Source organism: Micromonospora sp. S4605 (assembly GCF_003176715.1).
GTDB lineage: Bacteria > Actinomycetota > Actinomycetes > Mycobacteriales > Micromonosporaceae > Micromonospora > Micromonospora echinaurantiaca.
This window is the reverse complement of sequence record NZ_QGSW01000233.1, coordinates 1-17,731: the sequence shown is the minus strand read 5'-3', so window position 1 is coordinate 17,731 and position 17,731 is coordinate 1. Positions and strand designations below refer to the sequence as shown.

General features: G+C 69.8%; 15 protein-coding genes and 2 pseudogenes. 7 read left to right on the top strand and 10 right to left on the bottom strand.

The features are described from left to right. Positions 1-43: 43 nt before the first annotated feature. The 7 genes from DLJ47_RS35845 to DLJ47_RS19845 all read right to left on the bottom strand — a co-directional run bounded on the left by DLJ47_RS35845 (position 44) and on the right by DLJ47_RS19845 (position 8,441). Positions 44-196, bottom strand: coding sequence for a hypothetical protein (locus DLJ47_RS35845; protein ID WP_158289852.1), 153 nt, complete (start codon positions 194-196; stop codon positions 44-46). 32 nt (positions 197-228) lie between these two features. After that, a complete protein-coding gene (locus DLJ47_RS19870) occupies positions 229-3,078 on the bottom strand; it encodes an ATP-binding protein (RefSeq protein WP_199235917.1) in 2,850 nt (949 codons plus the stop codon). 319 nt (positions 3,079-3,397) lie between these two features. Beyond that, the gene (locus DLJ47_RS19865; protein WP_109901512.1) at positions 3,398-4,093 is read right to left on the bottom strand and encodes an MOSC domain-containing protein; all 696 of its coding nucleotides are present in this window, start codon (positions 4,091-4,093) and stop codon (positions 3,398-3,400) included. Positions 4,094-4,126: 33 nt separating this feature from the next. Next, positions 4,127-4,564, bottom strand: a complete 438-nt coding sequence (locus DLJ47_RS19860) for an MmcQ/YjbR family DNA-binding protein (RefSeq protein ID WP_233257910.1) — start codon at positions 4,562-4,564, stop codon at positions 4,127-4,129. A 110-nt stretch (positions 4,565-4,674) separates the two neighbouring features. Then, positions 4,675-5,781, bottom strand: a complete 1,107-nt coding sequence (locus tag DLJ47_RS19855; RefSeq protein ID WP_233257909.1) for a sulfotransferase family protein — start codon at positions 5,779-5,781, stop codon at positions 4,675-4,677. A 189-nt stretch (positions 5,782-5,970) separates the two neighbouring features. After that, entirely contained in the window at positions 5,971-7,737 is a 1,767-nt protein-coding gene (locus DLJ47_RS19850) for a hypothetical protein (RefSeq protein ID WP_146228148.1), read from the bottom strand. Next, positions 7,722-8,441, bottom strand: a complete 720-nt coding sequence (locus DLJ47_RS19845) for an ABC transporter ATP-binding protein (RefSeq protein ID WP_109901569.1) — start codon at positions 8,439-8,441, stop codon at positions 7,722-7,724. Before DLJ47_RS19845 ends, DLJ47_RS19850 begins: the two co-directional genes overlap by 16 nt. Before the next feature lie 172 nt (positions 8,442-8,613). On the opposite strand from DLJ47_RS19845, the gene DLJ47_RS19840 reads away from it, so the two are divergent. Beyond that, positions 8,614-9,522, top strand: coding sequence for a LysR family transcriptional regulator (locus DLJ47_RS19840; RefSeq protein ID WP_109901504.1), 909 nt, complete (start codon positions 8,614-8,616; stop codon positions 9,520-9,522). Positions 9,523-9,758: 236 nt separating this feature from the next. Here DLJ47_RS19840 and DLJ47_RS37525 read toward each other — a convergent pair whose 3' ends face one another. The 3 genes from DLJ47_RS37525 to DLJ47_RS37515 all read right to left on the bottom strand — a co-directional run bounded on the left by DLJ47_RS37525 (position 9,759) and on the right by DLJ47_RS37515 (position 10,945). Continuing rightward, on the bottom strand, positions 9,759-9,890 hold the full coding sequence (locus DLJ47_RS37525; protein WP_255562319.1) for a hypothetical protein: 132 nt from the start codon (positions 9,888-9,890) through the stop codon (positions 9,759-9,761). A 174-nt stretch (positions 9,891-10,064) separates the two neighbouring features. Then, positions 10,065-10,589 carry a PhzF family phenazine biosynthesis protein gene (locus DLJ47_RS37520; RefSeq protein WP_199235916.1) on the bottom strand — a complete coding sequence of 175 codons (525 nt, stop codon included), beginning with the start codon at positions 10,587-10,589 and terminating at the stop codon, positions 10,065-10,067. Between the two features lie 68 nt (positions 10,590-10,657). Next, complete coding sequence (locus DLJ47_RS37515) at positions 10,658-10,945, bottom strand: PhzF family phenazine biosynthesis protein (RefSeq protein ID WP_255562318.1); 288 nt, start codon at positions 10,943-10,945, stop codon at positions 10,658-10,660. A gap of 36 nt (positions 10,946-10,981) precedes the next feature. Here DLJ47_RS37515 and DLJ47_RS37905 point away from each other — a divergent pair. The 6 genes and pseudogenes from DLJ47_RS37905 to DLJ47_RS19805 form a co-directional block, all read left to right on the top strand. Further along, positions 10,982-11,131: pseudogene (locus DLJ47_RS37905) on the top strand (HD domain-containing protein); the annotation flags it as partial. Positions 11,132-11,489: 358 nt separating this feature from the next. After that, positions 11,490-12,665, top strand: a complete 1,176-nt coding sequence (locus DLJ47_RS19825; protein WP_109901567.1) for a low temperature requirement protein A — start codon at positions 11,490-11,492, stop codon at positions 12,663-12,665. 122 nt (positions 12,666-12,787) lie between these two features. Further along, on the top strand, positions 12,788-14,152 hold the full coding sequence (locus tag DLJ47_RS19820) for a low temperature requirement protein A (RefSeq protein WP_233257908.1): 1,365 nt from the start codon (positions 12,788-12,790) through the stop codon (positions 14,150-14,152). Positions 14,153-14,264: 112 nt separating this feature from the next. Next, complete coding sequence (locus tag DLJ47_RS19815; RefSeq protein ID WP_109901500.1) at positions 14,265-14,771, top strand: DUF4231 domain-containing protein; 507 nt, start codon at positions 14,265-14,267, stop codon at positions 14,769-14,771. Positions 14,772-15,533: 762 nt separating this feature from the next. Then, positions 15,534-16,171, top strand: a pseudogene (locus DLJ47_RS36975) (IS5 family transposase); the annotation flags it as partial. 166 nt (positions 16,172-16,337) lie between these two features. After that, positions 16,338-17,582 (top strand): IS701 family transposase, encoded by a 1,245-nt coding sequence (locus tag DLJ47_RS19805; RefSeq protein WP_199235918.1) that lies wholly within the window; start codon positions 16,338-16,340, stop codon positions 17,580-17,582. The last annotated feature ends 149 nt before the right edge of the window (positions 17,583-17,731 follow it).

The window sequence follows — 17,731 nt, the reverse complement described above, 5'->3', positions numbered from 1 at the left end:
GATGGGTCCCCGGAGGAGACCGGTTCGGCGGGCTGTAGGCGACTCAGACCGGTAGCCAGTCGTCGTCATCGTCGACGTCGCCTGACGCGACCGACGTGGGCTCGGTGGGCGGCTGCAGGACCGGTTCCTGGTGCTTCCGGTAGTGGTCGCCCGGTGCGCCCACGCCGTCACCAGCCGCGGGGGGCATCTCGTCCATGGCGCCACCCTGCCCTTGCGGCAGTCGGCTAGCTATGACGGAAACCCACCATCTTTGCTCGTCCCGACGGCCATCAGACGGGCGAGTTCGGTACGGGACCGGATGCTCAGCTTGCGCATCACCGCACCCAGATGTTTCTCCACGGTGGTGGCTGACAGCACGAGCGCCTCGGCGATCTCCTTGTTGGTCCGCCCGGTGGCGGCCAGCTCGGCCACCTGCCGTTCCCGCGGCGACAGCGCCGCGCCGTAGCCGCGCCGGCCGCCCCGGTGCCGGGCCGGCAACCCCACGCCGTACCGCCGGGCCAGCCCCAGTGCCCGGTTGAGGTCCCAGGTCGCACCCAACGCCTCGTACGCCCGCACGGCCTCGCGCAGCAGCGGCACGCCGCGCTCGTCACCCGCGTCCAGCAGCAGGCCGGTCGCCCGCTCCCGCGCCCGGACGGCTTCGTGGCCGGCGCCCACCCGCCGGTACTCCTCGGCCGCCAGCAGCAGGGCGTCGGCGTCAGCGGCGAGGATGCCGCGGGCGTAGTGGAGCGCCGCCGGCAGCAGCGGCACATCCCGGTCGCGCAACTCCTCCGTCACGAGGCGGACGAGGTCGTCCGCCTCGTCCCGTTCGCCGGCCGCGACCAGTGCCTCCACCGCGGCTGGCAGCAACCGGGCCAGCGGCACCGGGGTGTCCTTGGCGGTCAGCAGCGACCGGCAACGCCGTACCCCGGCCACCGCCGCCTCGACATCGCCTTGGGCCAGGGCGGCCCGGGTCGCGGCATCCACCGCCGCCGGCAGTACGGGTAGGTCGCCGAGCCGCTCGGCCAGTTGGCTCGCGTCGGCCAGCCGTTGCCGGGCCTGGTCCAGCTCGCCGCGCGCCAGCGCCAGACATCCGGCGACGACGTCGACGTCGATCCGGAAGCGGGGGTAGTCCGACAACTGCTCGACCAGGAGGGCGACCTCCTGGGCCAGCCCGTCCCACTGGCCGCGGCAGAACGCCAGGAACACCTGCGCGGACCGGAAACCGAGTTCCAGCCGCCGGTTCTCCTGGGCGGCCGCCGAGCGCAGCCCCGCGGCCAGCAGGGACCCGGCGACGTCCAGGTGACCCGCCAGGCAGGCCTCCCACCCGATCGACAGGTACGCGTTCGCCTCCCGGCGCTGTCGGGGCGTGCCGGCGGTGAGGCGCTGCAACCGATCGGCGAGGTCACGCCAGGACGGGTCGCCCACCGACACCAGCACCATGCCGGCCTTGCCGAGGATGTGTGCCTCGACCAGTCGGTCGTCGACCTCCGTGGCCAGTGCCAACGCACGGGCGGTCCACATCAGGTGCTCCGCGATCGGCACGCCCGGGGTGCTGGGGACACCCAACGCCACCATGGTCAGGGCCTGCAGATCGGGACGGTCGTCCAGGTCGGCCGCTGCCTCCACCAGCAGGCGCCGCTCGGCCTGCGGGTCGCCCCCGGTCTCGTTGAGCAACAGCGACACCAGCAGCCGGATCTCGCCGCGCACGGGCGGCGGCAGATCCTCGCCGATGGCGGCCGGTAGCAGCTCAAGGGCCTCCTCGGCGCGCAGCGCGTGGATCGCCGCCCAGCCCAGCTTCACCGCGATCCGGCCCCGCTGCCGCGCGTCGAGCGGCGCGTGGCGCAGCACGTCCGCGAGCAGCCGGACCGCCTCGGCGTCGTCCGCCAGCTGCACCGCCTGGTCCGCCGCTGCCTCGGCGGTGACCGCCCACGGCGCCAGCTCGTCCGCCTGCCGCTGGTGGTGCGCGATGCGACCAAGCGGGGGCGGCGAGAGCGCGCCCAGCGCGGTGGCCGCCCGCCCGTGCAGGGCGGTGCGGCGGGGGGTGCTCAGGCTCTCGTACACCGCCTGTGCGGCGAGCGCGTGCCGGAACCCGAACGCGCCATCCGTCTCCACCAGCACGCCGTGACCGATCGCCTCCTCCAGGGCCTCCACCAGGCCCTCGCCGCCGGTCATGGCTGCCAGCACCGACAGGCCGACCGGGGCCTGCAGCACGGCGGCGGCCTCGGCTATCCGGCGCGCTGCCGTTGACAACCGCAGCACCCGCTCCAGCGTGGACTCCCGGATTCCCCGCGGCACCTCCAGCCGGTCCAACGCCCGGCGCGCCCACCGGTCGCCGCGTTGGACCAGCAGCCCGCGCTCCCGGACCAGAGCCAGCACCTCTTCCACCGCGAACGGCAGCCCCGAGGTGCGCTCCCACAGGTGACGGGCGAACTGCTGCGACACCCCGTCCGTACCGAGGATCCCAGCCGCCAGCGCCCCGGTCTCCGCCTCGCTCAACGGCGCCAGCGCGACGTGGGCCCGGGTGGTCCCGGCGGGCAGCGTCGCCGGCACAGCCCGCAGGTGCGGACCGGCCTGCTCGCCCCGGTAGGTCACCACCGCGGTCAGCCCGGGGGGCGACACCGCCAGCAGGTACGCGAGAAAGTCGCTGGTCTGCTCGTCCACCCAGTGCAGGTCCTCCACCACCAGCACCACCGGGGACAGCGCACCCAGCACGTCGACCAGCCCGCGGAACACCCGGTGTCGCTGCGACGCCCGGTCGTCGAGCGGCTCCGGCGCCGGCGGCAACCACGGCGCCAGCTCCGGCAGCAACGGCCGTACCGCACCGGCCACCTCGGAGAGCCCGAGCCCGTGCACCTGGTCTCCCACGCCCGCCAGCGCCTCGACGATCGGGCCCAGCGGAAACGCCTCCCGGATCGGATGGCACCGACCAACCAGCACCCGCCGGCCGGTCATCTCAGGCAGCCTCAGCAGCTCGGACACCAGCCGGGTCTTGCCGACTCCCGCCTCACCCACCACGGTGACGACCGACGGCGGCGCCGAGACGGCGGCGGTGAGCGCGGCCAACTCACCGACCCGCCCCACCAGCGCGGGCGCGACCACGCGACGGCCCGTCCCACCGGCGCTGGCCGCACCCGCGCCCGTATCCGACGATCCCGACCGGTCAGGCAACGGACACACACCCAACACCCCCAAGCCGTGACCAGGGGCTGATCACCGGCCAGCGCTCCCGGCGCTCATGATCGCGGAGGGGTTGGCCCGTCCGCAAGGGAACGTCCCGCCGCCCAAGCACCATGGGCCGATGGCGTCCGACGTGCGCCAGGCGATGACGCGCGGCGCCGTCGCGTTCGGCTGGGTGCCGGGGTCGGAACACCAGGTCGAGCAGGGCGGTGAGCACGCGCCGCTCGGCCAAGCGCTGGTGTCAACTCGGCAGGAGCTCGACGACATCCCGCAAGCCGATACGACCAGGGCGTTCGACGGTTGCCCATACGCCGAACGTCATGTCGTTGTGCTCCGCGACAGTCCTCAAGAGCTGTCCGTGCTCGGGGAGGTCCTCCTGGGCAAGGTCGATCATGACGCACCGGGTCAGCCGTTGGCGTGGCCGCAACACGACCTCCGACCCGATACGGATGGCTCGGCCGAGCCATCCGTCTTCAACGAAGTCGCCTCCGGGTACGTCGATGAGAAGGTTCGCCCGGAACCGCGCCGGGTCGACCGGCTCCCCGAGAAGATCGTGAAGTCGTCGCAGCGCTGCTGTGCTGATCAGGCTCACCGGCCCCTCGTCATGGTGCCTGACCTCCGCCTCGCGCTCGATGGTGACGCGACGAGCGAGCACATCGCTGACCGCCTCGTGTGCGGCCGGCTCATCGGCACCGAAGCGGCGCCCGTCGGGCAACTCGACGACCGGCACCGGGTCACCACAGTGCCCGCGGAGCATGAACAGACCCGGCATCCGGCGAAAGCGACGGGTGTTCTTCCCGCTGCCCAGCTTCCCGTCCGGGTCCCGCACCGCCCACAACCGGTCACCGACCAATCCGCGCTGCTCGACCTCCACGGTCGTCAACTGCTCACCGAGCAGCGATTTGATCGGATACCTGCGGATCTCGGTCACCTGCATCTGCCTTACCCTAGATCACCGAGCCGGGCATGATCATCTAGCCGGTCGTGGCGGTCGTCGCTGCCGATGGCCTCGGTCGGCATCATGCTGGGACCGTCGGGAGTCGAGCACAGCCACCCTGCGCGGCCCGGCGGTACGTCGGTAGCTGGCGTCGAGCAGCTCGTCGATCTCGTCCCAGTCGGTGTCGCCGGTCAGGTCCACCCCGATCCACCCGTACGCACCCAGATAGGCCGGCACGTAGCAGCGGTCTTCCACCAACAGCGCCTCCCGCTCGTCGGGGTCGACGAGCACGAGCACCGATTGTTCGTGCTGCCGGTAGACGCCGTCGACTTTCACCGATCCGCCGTAGTAGGCGAAGACCTTGGTGGTGAAGAAGGCGGGGTGTCCGTGGGAGATCTTCTCGGCGGCGTCCGGGAAGGCCAGGGCGAGCGCCCGTAGCCGACTCAGGAGCGGGTCCGCCTCGTCAAACATGATGGGATGCGGCATATCAGAAGGTAAGCACACGGTGTCGGCTGTCGCGCCCTGCCGCCACCCCGCGGAGAGTCAGGAACGAATGGCGTGCGAAGCGGTCCGCAGGGCCGTCACTCGTATCCCATGGCCGGGATGACCTTGCCGAGTGCTTCTCTGATGAACTCGCGGGTTTCGTCGTCGAACTGGTTGTTGCGGCGCGTCAGCTTGTGCGACTGGAACATTGAAGGGGTGGCGAAGTCGTCGACGCCGAGCCGTTCGAACAGGGCGCGGCGCTGTCCGGGCCAGTCGGCTGCGAGATCTTCCGCTTTCACCTCGATGTATCGCCTACCCGTCAGGTCGACCGTGTTCTTCCAGGTGAGCCATCGGTGGTAGACCGGCTTAAGGTAGGCGAGCGCGCCGTCGACGGTGGACGGTGCCCATGACTGGGCCAGGTGGGATGCGAGCACCGAGACCGGGTGACGCTTGATGTGCACGATGGTCGCTTCGGGGACCAGTTCCCAGAGGAACTCCATGCACAGCAGGTTGAACGGTGTCTTCTCGCACCAGGTCGGCTTGCCCGCGTCGGCGGCTGCTCCGCCGAACAGGGTGTCGATCAGGCCCCGCAGGATTCCGAGCAGTTCGCTCCGCTCGCTGAAATACCTGGGAAGTACCCGCCGGCGACTCAGCGGATCGAACGGCCCGGCAGGCCGGTCGACGTCCCAGAAGCCTTCCGCGGGCGCCGCTTCGTCGTAGGTGTACGCGACCAACTGCGGCCAGAGCTGTTGCACCGCGTCCCGGTAGCGCCGCTCGCCGACCAGCTCGGGAACGGTCTTGCCGCGATCGTCGCGCCGGCCGGGCACTCGTACGGTGAGGAAGTCGCTCAGCCGGCGCAGGGCATCCTCACCGACGGTGGGGTCGTATCGATCGGTCAGCGCGTCGGCCAGGTCCCGCAGGCCACCCGGGTCGACGAGAAACCGGGTCTCCATGGGAATCCGGTGGATCAGCGGATGTTCGCCGATGATGTCGGCGATCCGTGACGTTCCCGAACGACCCGTACCCGCGACGAAGACCGGCGAGGGGGAAGACATGGCGAGCAGCCAACTCTCAGCCCGGCGCCGGTGCAAGCCATTTATCCCCGTCACCCGCTGCTCCGAGCCGGACCCGCACCCCGCGCCGAGTGCGTGCCGGACGGCCGCCCCGACAGACGAGCAACGAATCATCGAAGCTGTCAGCTCCACACCGTTAGTCGGTGAGAGGCGGGTCGTCGGGCCAGCCGTGGCGGGCCTGCTCGTCCGAACGGGAGCCGGTGGAACCGTGGTGGAGATGTGGGGAGGCGATCAGCCGATCGTGCATGCGCGGTAGGACCCGCGGGGGCATTCACCCATCGGCAGTTCCGCATCCTGCGCCACGGCGGAGTGCACTGCGGCTCATGCTTGTGGGCTGCTGGCGACGACGGGCGATTCGGCCATGACCGCCGACCTTCGCTTTCGGTACCAGGCGGCGCCGAACATGGCGAGCCCGAGCACGATCATGCCGATCACGGTCGGCCAGCGCAGGTCCTGCCTCAGGTAGGTGGCCAGGAACCAACTGTGGCGCTCGGCACCGTCGGCGACGAAGAACGCGGCGACGACACCCTGGGGAAACAGCGGGACCGCCGCCAGGGCGAAGCCGACCCATTCGGCGTTCTGGGCGGGTGCGGGCAGGGCGGGCAGTCGGGGTGCTGCGTGGGCCTGTGGCTTGCGGCCGGTACGCATGGCGTGCAGAAGTTCCGGTGCCCGCGCGGCCAGGCGCTGTGCCGCCAGAAGCCCCAGGCCCCAGTAGCAGAGCAGGCCTGACACGAGGCCGACGGGCACGGCGGCCCAGCCGTACCGCACGGCGAGCAGCGCGGCCGGTGCTGCGGCCGCCGCGACGAGGACGAGCGTGACGTAGGTCAGTCCGGTCAGGCCGCTGTTGTCGTCGCTGAGTCGCAGCGGGTTGGCGCCGCGCTTGTGCGGGTCGATACCCGGGACCAGTCCGTACACCGCCAGCAGGGGCACCAGGCCGGCCGCGGCGCCGAGCAGCGCGGGCAGCAGGGCGAGCATGACCGGCCACGGTCCGCCCGCGATGGCGGTGCCGGCCAGCGTGACGACGGCTGCGGCCGGTCCGACGGCTGCCAGCCAGGCTCGCTGCCGGCCGCGGACGTCGCTGCCGTCCGGGTTGAGGATGGTGAGCCAGAGGGCGGTGCCGTCGGCGCCGTAGAGGTTCACGGTCATGCCCGCGGCCATAAGGATGAAGATCGGGCCTGCGTAGGGCAGCATGCCGGGCCAGCCCAGCAGGAGCGGTGTCGCCCCGAAACAGATACCGAAGCAGAGCGCGAAGACGAGCTGGTAGTTGCGGGCCAGGTCCCGGGACCAGGTGCGCAGTTCCCGGGCCACGATGGCGCCCTGGGCGGTGGTCGCGGTGATGGGTCGGCGGGGCCGGCCCGAGGCCGGTGGGGCTGCAGCCGGCTTGGCCAGCAGGGCGGTCCAGACCGCCAGGAGCAGCAGGTCCAACAGTGCCAGGCCGGCCAGTGCGAGGTTGTCACCGCGGATGGCGTGCAGGCCCCAGCTCGACGGGAGGTGGACGACGAACCGCGGGATGCCGTGCTGGTCGAACAGCGCGAGAAAGACCCAGATCTGGCACAGCGCAGCCAGGACGGCTCCGTTGGTGACGCCTGCCGCGACGGCGCCGATACGCGAGCGCAGGGCCAGGCGCAGTAGTCCCACGGCGACCTTCGACAGCAGGACGAACAGGGCGAGCTGCAGAATGATCGCCGGCACCGCGGTCAGCGCACCGGCCAGGTCCTGCCGGATCCCGGACACGAGCAGCCCGAGCAGCGCCGTCAGGCTCACCAGCGGCGCCAGACCGACGAATGCCGCCGCCAACAGACCTGTCGCCTGGCGGTGGGGCGTCAAGCCGAGCAGTGCGAAGTGCTCGGGCTTGAGGGTTTCGTCGCCGCCGCCCATCGCCACCGGTCCCAGCGCCCAACCCAGCATCCACAACGCGTAGATGGCTGCCAGCAGCTCGAGATCTCCGGTGGCGGCCAGGTGGAGCGTGCCGCCGGCGAGCAGAAGTCCGATGGTCAAGCCGGTGAGGGTCATCGGTTGCTGCCGGCCGCGCAGCGAGTGCCGCAGGATCGTCGCCTTCATCCGGGCCAGGGTCAACGCGACAGCCACGACAGCTCCTTCCCGGTGGTCCCGTTCGCGCCCACCAGGTCGACGAACACGTCCTCGAGGCTGCGCCCGCCACGGACCTGTTCCAGCGTTCCCGCTGCTGCCACGCGGCCCCGGTCGATGACGGCCACGTGGTCGCACAGCTGCTCGACCAGCGCCATGACGTGGCTGGACAGCACGATCGTGCCGCCGCCGGCGACGAATCCGCGCAGGATCGTCTTGATGGTCGCCGCGGAAACCGGGTCCACCGCTTCGAACGGCTCGTCCAGGACCAGTAGCCGTGGAGCGTGCAGCAGGGCTGCGGCCAGGCCGATCTTCTTGCGCATCCCGGTGGAATACTCGATCACCAAGGTTTGCTCAGCCCGGTCGAGTTCCAGGACGCTCAGCAGTTGCCCGGCCCGCCCGTCGGCGACGCCTTTGGGCAGGCCGCGCAGCAGACCCAGATAGGTGAGCAGCTCCCGGCCGGTGAGGCGCTCCGGCATGGCCAACCCGTCCGGCAGGACTCCCACCAGGGCTTTGGCCCGGGCCGGCTTCGCCCACACGTCGACGCCGAACAGGTGCGCACTGCCGCTGTCGGGCCGCAGCAGCCCGACGGCCATCGACAGCGTGGTGGTCTTGCCCGCGCCGTTCTGCCCCACCAGTCCCAGAAACGCGCCCGTGGGCACGGTCAGGTTCACGCCCGCCACGGCGGGCGTTCTCCCGAACATCTTGGTCAGCCGGTCCAGCCGCAGAGCCGGTTCGTTGTCTGTCGTGCGCACGTGTGCTGCCTTCTTCCGGTGCTCGCCTGGTCAGCGGCAGCTTTCCGCGCAGTGCGACCGAAGATCAACAACAGGCTCGATAACATGGCATTAGCTCACCCTTATTGATCGAAAGGACGCGATGGAGCTGCGTGACATCGAGATCTTTCTGACGCTCGCCGAGGAGTTGCATTTCGGCCGCACGGCGCAGAAGCTGCATGTCACGCAGGCACGTGTCAGCCAGTCGATCAAGAAGCAGGAACGCCGCCTCGGCGCCCCGCTGTTCGAGCGCACCAGCCGTATGGTGCGACTGACCCCGGTCGGCCAACGTCTGCGCGACGACCTTCGGCAGGCATACGACCTCATCCAGAGCGGCCTGGCCGGCGCCGCCGCCGAAGCCCAGGGCGCCCACGGCACTCTGCGCATAGGCGTGATGGGCGCGTTGGGCAACGAACTGAGACCGCTGATCGAGAAGTTCACCGCCGACCACCCGGCCTGCACCGTCGAGACCGCCGAGTTCCACTTCAGCGACCCGTTCTCCGCCCTACGCTCCGAGCACGTCGACATGCAGCTGATGTGGCTGCCCGTCCACGAGGACGACCTCACCACCGGACCCGTCGTCCTCACCGAGGGACGCGTACTGGCCGTGCCGGAGACCTCCGAGCTGGCCGTACGCCAGACGGTGTCCGTGGAGGACCTTGCCGGGCGCACGGTGCTCAACCCCGGAGCCGACGCACCGGACTACTGGGTAGAGGCCATGCTGCCCGCCGTCACCCCGAGCGGCCAGCCCATTCCCCGCGGCCCTCGCACGCGGACCTTCCACGAGGTCCTCGCCCTCATCGCCGCCGGGCAGCTCGTCAGCCCGCTCAACGCGCACGTCACCCGGTACTACACCTACCCCGGCGTCGTCTACCTGCCCATCCACGACGCCCCGCCCACCGAATGGGCCCTCGTTTGGCGCACCGACCGGGAGACACCGCTCGTCCGCTCCTTCGCAGAGTTGGGACACAACCGCGGGCCACAGCCGATCAAGCCGACCAGCCAGGAGTAGCAGTGCCCGGCGCACCGTGGCGCCGATGCCCAGCCACGTGCGGGGATGAGCTGGTCGACGAGGGTCCCCTCGAGAACCAGGCACTCAGACGGAGCGAACCAGCGCTCGGGGGGAGCACGCCAGTGCTGGCTCCTGCAGCCGTATCGGTCGATTGCAAAGCACGTTCACGAACGCCGCGCCGGTCAGCGGCTGCGACAGGGCGGCGCCGAACGCTCGCGGTGGGCGCATGACAAGCACTACTCCATGAAGTAGGCGGCGCTCTCCGCGTCTGCCGGGTAGTAGGACTCGATCGCGACCCCGTCGATCGTGATGTCCATCGGGGTGCCGAATGTGGTGATGGTCGAGAACAGCCGCCGCTCTCGTCCCACAGCTGCCACGGCGGCGGGCCCGGGAGGACAGCAGGGAACGACTACTGACTCCAGCGTGACCGACTCGCATCCCCCCAGCCGGCTCTTCGGAGAAGTCACTTCCCGGACCCGCCGAGACCCAGGATAGAACCCTCCTCCCGGCGGTGACACAGAGGGGAGCCAAAAGAGGACGGTCTAGTTGTCGCCTCGGTGTCCTTCGCGGACCACCGCTAACCCGCCTACCCGGGTCGTGATGCCCGCCGGCCCGCGTCGGGCCGAAGCGAGCACGCTGGCCGGTCGACCGAGGGTGTCACCCTGCTCCACCTCGATCGCGACCGTCTGCGCCCCTGTTGTGTCGAGCAGGTGGGCGGCCAGGCAGCCGGTGCTGTTGGCGTTGGCGACGTCCTCGTCGACACCGATCGCCGGCGCGAACATCCGCGCCGCACCCGGTCGGTCGCCCACCGGCGGTACGTACACGAAACAGCCGAGGAGCCCGTACCGGCGGCACGCCGCTGTCAGCCTGCCGAGGTGTGGGCAGACTCGGAGCAGCGCCGACCGGTCGTGGACCGGTACCAGCATGCGTGGTGCGCCGGGCGTGGCGATGCGTGGCGCGTCGGTCGGATGCGGGTCGTCCGCGGTGAGCCCGAGCGCGGCGACGATCGCGGCGCGCTCGTCCGGTGCCGGGTGACGCAGCGCGACGAGGCCCTGGTCGAACCACACCTCGATGCCGGCGGGGCGGCGGATCGCGACGGTGTCGAACGTGCGCCCGCCGGTGTGTTGACGGTCGTTCAGCTCGCCCAGGCGGTGCGGTTCAACCGGACGGCCTGCGCGGCAACGGTGCCGTGGCCGCAGCCGGACAGTTCGGCGGTGGCGGTGAAGAACCGGACCGGCCAGCCACCGTCCGGCGTCCGCCCTGGGCCGAGAAACGCCGCGTGCGAGGTGCCGGCGGCAGGAGCGACCGCACGCCGGTCCGCGTCCGTCGCCGCCGGGTCGTCGTCGGTGACGGCCGTGGGGCTGCCGCCCCGGCCGTCGCGCCGCACGCACGTATCAACCACTGTGACATCCGGCCAGGACATGCGCTCACCTCTGACGCTCAACGAACCGGCAACCGCGAACGGCGTCTGCCGGGCATCGACAACGTGCGGCGCTGGATTGACAGCTCACGCGCGGCGCTCAGGACCGCGAGTGCCCACCGCCTCGCCGACGCCGCCCTCAGCGGACAACCCCTCGCCTGGCTCACCCCTCCCCCGCTGCCACAGTAAGCCTGAGGAACCTGGCGATGGCCTATCGCCGCGGGCTCATGGCTCCAATCGCCTTGACCCCTCGCTTGTGAGTCCTGGGCAGCCTTCCGACCGCGTCCATTTCCGGCCGGCCCGCCGCCGTCCGACCCGCTAGCAGCACATGATCGTGCGCCGTCGTCCGTCACGGTTGCTCATGGTCGACGGGCTGATCCGGACCGGCGCTGGCGGGTAGAAGGAAAAGTGGCCGCCTGAACCGAGGCCGCCCGTGCAGCGGGGTCGCCCGGTTCCAGGCCAGGCCGCATATCCGAATTCACCGGCGCTGCCGCGTGGTACGAATGCTTCAAGCCGAGACAAAGCCGGCAGACCGGGCGGGTTGATGATGACGAGCGGTGCCAAGCTGCTGCGAAGACCCGAAGCGCCGCGGCGGGCAAACTTCCTGGAGCTGTACTTCGACCTGGTGTTCGTCGTCGCGCTCGTCCAGCTCTCGCACGGGCTGATCCAGGATCTCACGTGGAGCGGCGCTTTCCAGACCCTGGTGCTGCTGTTGGCGATGTGGTGGGTCTGGTCCGTCACGGCGTGGATAACCGACTTATACGACCCGCAGCGGCCGGCGATACAGCTGCTGGTGACCGCGACCATGCTCGGCAGTTTGGTGATGGTGGTCGCGCTGCCCGATGCGTTCGGCGAGCGAGGTCTGGTCTTCGCAGGCACGTACGTCGCCATCCATGTCGGCCGCCAACTCTTCCTCGTCCTCGCTCTGCGTGGCCATGAATTGCAGAGCAGAAGCGTGCGGGTGTTGTTCTGGTTTGGTGCGTCGGCGGTGCCGTGGATCGCGGGGGCGCTCGCGCACGGTGCGGCGCGTGGGGCGTTGTGGACGCTGGCGGTGGCCGTGGACTACACGGCACGCGGATTCCGCTTCCCCACGCCGGGGTTGGGTCGCTCGCCCGAATCGGAGTTCCCGATCGCGGCCGAGCATCTGGCCGAGCGGTACCGGCAGCTTTTCGTCATCGCGCTCGGCGAGCTGATCCTGGTCACCGCGTTGACCCTCAGTGGCACCGGCTTCGCGCCTGATCGGACTGCGGCGTTCGTGGTGTCGTTCGTCGGCACGGCGCTGCTTTGGCGGATCTACATCTACCGCTCGGGAGAGTTGTTGCCGGCTGCCATCGCGGCGGCGCCCCACCCAGACCGCTTAGCCGTGTCGGCGCTAACCGCTCATCTGCTCATGATGGCCGGCATCGTCGCGACCGCGGTGGGCGACGAACTCGTCATCGCCCATCCACTCGGGCACACACGGCCGTCCTGGGTCGCCGTCATCCTCGGCGGGCCAGCGCTGTTCCTGGTCGGGCGTTCCTTCTTCGAGTACGCGGTGTTCAGCCGCGTGTCCCGGGACCGGGTGATCGGGCTGCTCGTGTTGGTCGCCCTGACACCGCCGATGCTCCTCCTGCCGCCGCTACTGGCCGCCATCGCCGCCATCGCGGTCCTCACCGGGATCGCCATCGCCGACGCAGCACGCGCCCGCGGACGCCCACCCGAGCCGCCGTCACCACCCGGCTAGACGGAAGTGTCACCCACGTCTGGAGACTGTTCTGTCACGGACGTCCTGAGATCGACACGGTGTCGGGTCTCCGGACCTGGATGACAAATCGGCATCAGGACCTGCGTGACACTCCGCCACCTGTGGCACTGGCCCAAGTCGACGAGCTGATCAGAACCGGCGGCGACGGCCGGCTGGAACTGATCGGCCTCTCCATCACCCCCCACCGGCGGACCGTTTGGTCCCGGGCCGGAGCATCCACATCCACCAGCGCTGCCGCATGGTACGACTGTGTCAGAGGCCGACAGAAGCGACAGAAACGGGGCGAACCGGTGACGAGTGGCGTGGGCCGGCTGCTGCGGGAACCGGAGGAGCAGCGGGCGACTTTCCTTGACCTGTTCTTCGACCTGGTGTTTGTCTTCGCGCTCTTCCGCCTCTCGCATGGGCTGCTGAACCATCTGAACTGGACCGGCGCCTTCCAGGCACTTGTGCTGCTGCTCGCCGTGTGGTGGGTGTGGACCCAGACAGCGGGGATAGGCGACAGGTTCGACCCACGACGGCCGGCGATACAGCTCCTGGTCATCGGGTGCATGTTCGGCAGCATGGTGCTGGCGGCCGCGGCGCCTGGGGCGTTCGGCGAACATGGCCTGGTCTTCGCCGGCGCGTACGTCGCCGTCCAGGTCGGTCGCAGCCTGTTTCTTGTGATCGTTACACGTGGCGACGAGCGGCAGCGTACCGAGATGCGGGTGCTTTTCTGGTACGGCGTATCGGCGGTGCCGTGGATCGCGGGCGCTGTCGTGCAAGGTTGGCCGCGTGAGGTGCTGTGGTCGCTAGCGGTGGCCGTGGACTATGTGGTGCTCAGAATCGGCTGGCCCACGCCGAGGCTGGGCCGCGCCGGTGCGGCGGAATTTCCGCTCTCGGGCGAATTCCTCGCCGAGCGGCACCGGCAGTTCTTCATCATCGCTCTCGGCGAACTGATCCTGGTGACGGGACTGACGTTCACCGGCGACGGCTTCGGGGCGGACCGCAGCGCAGCGGCCGTGGTGGCGTTCGCGACGACGGTGCTGCTGTGGCGGATCTACATCCACCGAGCCGGGCAGGTGTTGGCCGAGGCCGTCACCGCAGCCCCTGATCCGCTCCGCGTTGCCGTGTCGGCGATATACGCCCACCCGGTAATGGTCGCCGGCATCGTCGCGATCTCCATCGGCGACGAACTCGTCATCGAGCACCCGCTCGGGCACACACCACCGGCGTGGGTCGCCGTCATCCTCGGCGGACCCGCACTGTTCCTCGCCGGACGGGCCACCTTCGAGTACGCGGTGTTCGGCCGGGTATCGCGAAACCGCGTGGCCGGAGTCCTCGCGCTCGCCGCCATCTCCCCGGCAACGGTCTTCCTGCCGCCGGTGCTGGTTGCCACCGCCTCTGCTCTCGTCCTGGCCGGGATAGCCCTATCCGACGCAGCCCGAGCCCGAGGACGCCCACCCGAGCCACCCTCACCACCCGGCTAGTCGCAAGTGTCACCCACGTCCCGAGACTCTTTTGTCACGGACGTCCTGAGACCCGATAAGCCGGCAGCCGGCAGCCGGCTGGTCCCTGGGGGCCACCCCTGATTTTGGGGACGTGCGCGAGGATGAATACATGCCGAATGCGAACGAGTTGCGGGCGCTCCAGGATCGGGCACTGGGACGCTGGGAGCACCTCCAAAGCGATTGGCGCCGACGCGCCAGGGTCAACAAGGTCACCTCGATGCTCCTGGTCTACCTGAGCGTGAGCCTGGCAGTCGCCGCCACCGTGTTGGCGGCGGTGCCGGCCGTTCCGAAGTGGTTGATTGCCGCCATCAGTGGCGGTACTGCCCTCGCGACGACCCTGCTGGCTGCTACCAAGGCTCAGGAACACTGGGCGCTCGCTCGGTCGATACAGAATCAGCTCTATGCCGAGCGCTTTCTCTACGAGCAACAGGCCGGCCATTACGCCCTGGCGAGCGCTTCGACCGACGAAGCGCGGGCTCGGCTCTTCTCGGAACGCATTACGGAGATCGCATTGGCGGCTCATGACTCCTGGGCGACCCGGATAGTCACCACGCCCGCTCCCGTCGCGGCCCTACCTGCGGCGCCACCCGTGACCTGATCCCACCGGCGTCTCCGCTGACGTTCAGCGGTATCGGCCCGGAGGCGACATCCGTCCGCGCTGGTCCGGCCTCGGCCGCCATCGTTGATGTCAACGGCTGATGTCAGGTCGCCGCTGCCGTCGGCCCTTACCGCCGGTACCCCCTCGCGCGCTAGGCCCGACCGCGCCAGGTCGTTGTAGACCTGTTCTAGAGTCCGGCCATGGATCGTCGACGGCCGATCCGAAACCTCCTGCGGGTGTTCTCAGCGTTCGGTCTGGTCTTCGCGATCGTCCTCGCGGCGCTAGCCTCATGGTCGGTTGCTGACGAGCGTGGGGGATCAGAGGCAATCGCTGAGGTGCTGGAGGTCGAGCATCGCGGAGCGCGAACCTTCCTGACAGTTCAGTTCACTACGAATCATGGCGAGGTGTGCGAGTCCCTCCTGCGCGTTTCGGTTGACGCGAACCGGGCTATGACTACCGGTGACCGCATCCGCGTTCACCACGCAAGGAGCGACCCTTGCCTCAGAGTGCGTGAGGCTGGCGATCGATCTGGATGGTTGGTCTTGCTCGTCGCGGTGACGCTTTTGATCGCGTTCGCCATCCTGACCTACCTTGCGTGGCGTCGGCCCCGACCTCCGCTCCCACTCCGATACGCGGGCATGCCCTGACGAGACGTACGGGGTGGACTTAGGGGTCCTAACAAAATGATCTCTGGATGTCGCGTCCCTTGTAGAGGTTGATCTACGATGTCGGGCCGTGAGGCGTGGCGAGCAGCCGCCGTGGATCGTGCCTGACGGGCTGTGGCAGCGCATCGAGCCGCTGCTGCCCAAACCTGAGCGCAACCCGCGGCACCCGGGGCGTAAGCGGATCCCGGACCGGCAGGTGCTGTGCGGGATCTTGTTCGTGCTGCACACCGGCATCCAGTGGGAGTTCCTGCCCCAACAGTTGGGGTTCGGGTCCGGGATGACCTGCTGGCGGCGCCTGGAGGAGTGGAACCGGGCCGGGGTGTGGCAGCGGCTGCACGAGCTGCTACTGGCCGAGTTGCAGGCGGCCGGCAAGTTGGACTGGTCCCGCGCCGTGATCGACTCCTCACATGTGCGGGCCGCCCGACGCGGCCCAAAAGCGGCCCGAGCCCAGTCGACCGCGCCCGCCCGGGCTCGAAGCACCACGTCCTGACCGAGGGCGCCGGCATTCCCCTGGCCGTGTCGCTGACCGGCGGCAACCGCCACGACGTCACCCAACTGCTCCCGCTGATCGACAAGATCCCGCCGGTGCGAGGCCGTCGTGGCCGGCCCCGCCAGCGCCCGGATCAGGTCTTCGCTGATCGTGCCTACGACCACGACAAGTACCGTCGGGCGGTGCGGGCCAAGGGCATCCGGCCGCGGATCGCCCGCCGAGGTCAGGCCCACGGCTCGGGGCTAGTACTCCAGCCGGGGATGTTGACCTCGGCTGAGCGGTTCGGTGCGGTGGGGGTACGAGGGCAGCCACCGTCGATCATGGACGGCTGTGTGGACTGACCATGACGCAGCGGTGGCTGCCGGATACAGGGTAGACGCCCAGCGATGGCGGGTGTTGTTCGACGACCTGATGCTGACGGTCGGGCAACGTTTCCGCAGGCCCGAGCCGCGTCACCGGGTGCGTGACTTCGTCCGGGGCCTGCTGGCGCCGCTACCGCGGAAGAACTGCTGGACCATCGCCGAGCACGCCGGGGACGCTGGCCCGGACGGGATGCAGGACCTGCTGACCCGGGTGACGTGGGACGACGCCGAGGTTCGTGCCGATGTCCGTGAGTTCGTCGGTGAGCATCTCGGTGATGTCGAGGCCGTGCTGGTCATCGACGAGACGGCTGATCTGAAGAAGGGCCGGCACACCGTGGGTGTGCAGCGGCAGTACTCGGGCACGGCCGGGAAGATCGAGAACTGCCAGCTCGCCGTGCACCTGGTCTATGCCACCGAGGCTGCTCACGCGATGCTCGACACGGCCCTCTACCTGCCGAAGTCGTGGTGCGACGACCCCGATCGCCGCGCCGAGGCCGGTGTTCCTGAGCAGGTGCGCTTCGCGACGAAACCGCAGCTGGCGGCCCGCATGATCGAGGCAGCGGTCACCGCTGGGCTGCCGTGCCGGTGGGCGGCCGGCGACGAGGCCTACGGCAACGATCCCCGCCTGGCCGCCCGGCTGCGTCAGCTGCGACTGGCCTACGTCCTGGCCGTGGCCTGCTCACATCAGGTGATCACCGGCCTCGGCGTCTACCGCGTCGACGCTCTCGCCGCCGAGCTTCCCGCCACCGCCTGGCAGCGGGTGTCCGCCGGCCGGGGCGCGAAAGGCCACCGCTACTACGACTGGTCCTTCATCGCCCTGCCCCACGCCACCGATGGCCAGGGCGGACACCACTGGCTGCTGATCCGCCGCAGCCGCCGCACCGGTGAGCTGGCCTTCTACCGCTGCTGGTCACCCGAGGTCGTCACGCTCGGCACTCTCGTCGCGGTCGCCGGCCGGCGCTGGAAGATCGAGGAATCGTTCCAGGCCGCAAAGACCGGCCTCGGCCTGGACCAGCACCAACACCGCCGCTGGGCCTCCTGGCACCGCTGGACCACCCTGGCGATCCTCGCCCACGCGTTCCTCGCCGCCGCTACCGCCGAGCACCGCAACCGCTACCAGCCGGTCGGGCTGATCCCGCTGACCGTCAACGAGCTACGCCACCTGTTCCACATCCTGATCACCGAACCTGCCCGCCGACGCTGCGACCCGCTGCTCTGGTCCATCCGCCGACGCCGCCACCAAGCCAGAGCCATGACCAGCCACTACACCCGACAAGCCCTCATCGAGCCGTGATCACGATCCCCGGCTGGAGTACTAGTAGTGCTTTGTTAGGTTGGGACGAGTTGGCGGCAGAGGGGGCAGAACCCGAGCCAGGTCGCGAGTAGGTATTGCAGTTCGCGGAGGATGGCGTACAGGCTCAGGTTCGCCCCACTGCTTTTGGG